General features: G+C 73.7%; 2 protein-coding genes. Both read left to right on the top strand.

Annotated elements, in window-relative coordinates; translation table 11 throughout:
• Positions 1-3: 3 nt before the first annotated feature.
• Positions 4-1,215 carry an NAD(P)/FAD-dependent oxidoreductase gene (locus tag AC13HU_RS37010; RefSeq protein ID WP_483046386.1) on the top strand — a complete coding sequence of 404 codons (1,212 nt, stop codon included), beginning with the start codon at positions 4-6 and terminating at the stop codon, positions 1,213-1,215.
• Between the two features lie 85 nt (positions 1,216-1,300).
• The coding region (locus AC13HU_RS37005) for a helix-turn-helix domain-containing protein (protein WP_483046385.1) at positions 1,301-1,519 on the top strand (219 nt) is incomplete at its 3' end.

The raw sequence follows: 1,519 nt of genomic DNA, 5'->3' as shown, positions 1-1,519 counted from the left end.
CCGGTGAGCGAGCGTCACGCAGTGATCGTGGGGGCCGGCATGGCCGGCGTGCAGACGGCCGTCGAGCTGCGCCAGCAGGGCTGGCGCGGCCGCATCACCCTGTTGGGAGACGAACCGCACCCGCCGTACGACCGCCCGCCGCTGTCCAAGGCGGTGCTGCTCGGCGCGGAGGGCGGCGCCCTCACCGACGTGCACTTCGACGTCGACTTCGACGCGCTGGGCGTGGACCTGCGGCTGGGCGTGCACGCGCAGGCGCTGCGGGCCGAGCGGCATGAATTGATCACCGACACCGGCCGGGTGGGCTACGACGCGCTCGTGCTGGCGACCGGCGCCTACGCGGTGGTCCTGCCGGGCACGGCCGGCCTGCCCGGCGTCCACCCGCTGCGCACCCTGGACGACGCGGCCGCGCTGCGCCCCGTACTCGACCGGCGCGAGCATGTCGTGGTGGTCGGCGCCGGCTGGATCGGCGCCGAGTTCGCGACGGCGGCCCGGCAGGCGGGTTGCGAGGTGACGGTCGTGGAGGCCGCCGACCGCCCTCTCGCCGGAGTGCTGCCCGCGTCCGTCACGGCGCACATGACCGGCTGGTACGAGGAAGCGGGCGTGACCCTGCTGACCGGCATGGCGGTGGCCGTGGTCGAGGCGGGCGGCGTGATGCTCGCCGACGGCAGCAGGCTGGCGGCCGGCGCGGTGGTGGTCGGCGTCGGCGCCCGGCCCTCCACCGGCTGGCTGGCCGGCTCCGGGGTGACCCTCGACCCCCAGGGCGCGGTCCGGGCCGACGAGCAGCTGCGGACGACCGCGCCCGACGTGTACGCGGTCGGCGACTGCGCGTCCTTCCCCTCGACCCGCTACAACCGGCGCCTGCTCATCCACCACTGGGACAACGCGGTCCAGGGGCCGCGCACCGCCGCCGCGAACCTCCTCGGCGGGGACGAGGCGTACGACCCGGTGCCGTACTTCTGGTCCGAGCAGTTCGGGCGCTTCGTGCAGTACGCCGGGTTCCACCGGGACGACGACCAGTTGCTCACCCGCGGGGACCCCTCCGGCGCCTCCTGGTCGGTGCTGTGGCTGCGCCGCGGCGTGCTGGTGGCGCTGCTGGCGGTGGGGCGTCCGCGGGACATGGCGCAGGCCCGCAAGCTGATCGCGAAGGGGTTCGAGCCGGACCCGGTACTCGCCGTGGACCCGGCGGTGCCGCTGAAGTCCGCGGTGGCGCGCTGAGCGGCCCGGGTGGACCGGCGGACCCCACTACCGTGACGGCTCAGCGGTGGGAGCGATTGTCGGTCGCAGGTGGCAGGCTTGTCCCGTGACTGTTTTCTCGTCGGTTGACGCACATATTGACGCTCTCGTCCCCTCCTGGCTCACCTTGCCCGAGGTCGCGGAGTGTCTCGGCATCGAAGTGACCCGGATCCGGCCGCTGATCAAGGAAGGTCAGCTCATCGCGGTCCGCCGCGGGGAGAACAAGGCCCTGATGGTGCCCAGCGAGTTCATCGGGGACGGGAAGATCGTCAAAGGGCTGCCAGGC

The sequence above is a fragment of the Streptomyces sp. NH27 genome (assembly GCF_056859195.1).
The sequence above is the reverse complement of the archived record's forward strand: the minus strand, read 5'-3'. Positions and strand labels throughout refer to the sequence as shown.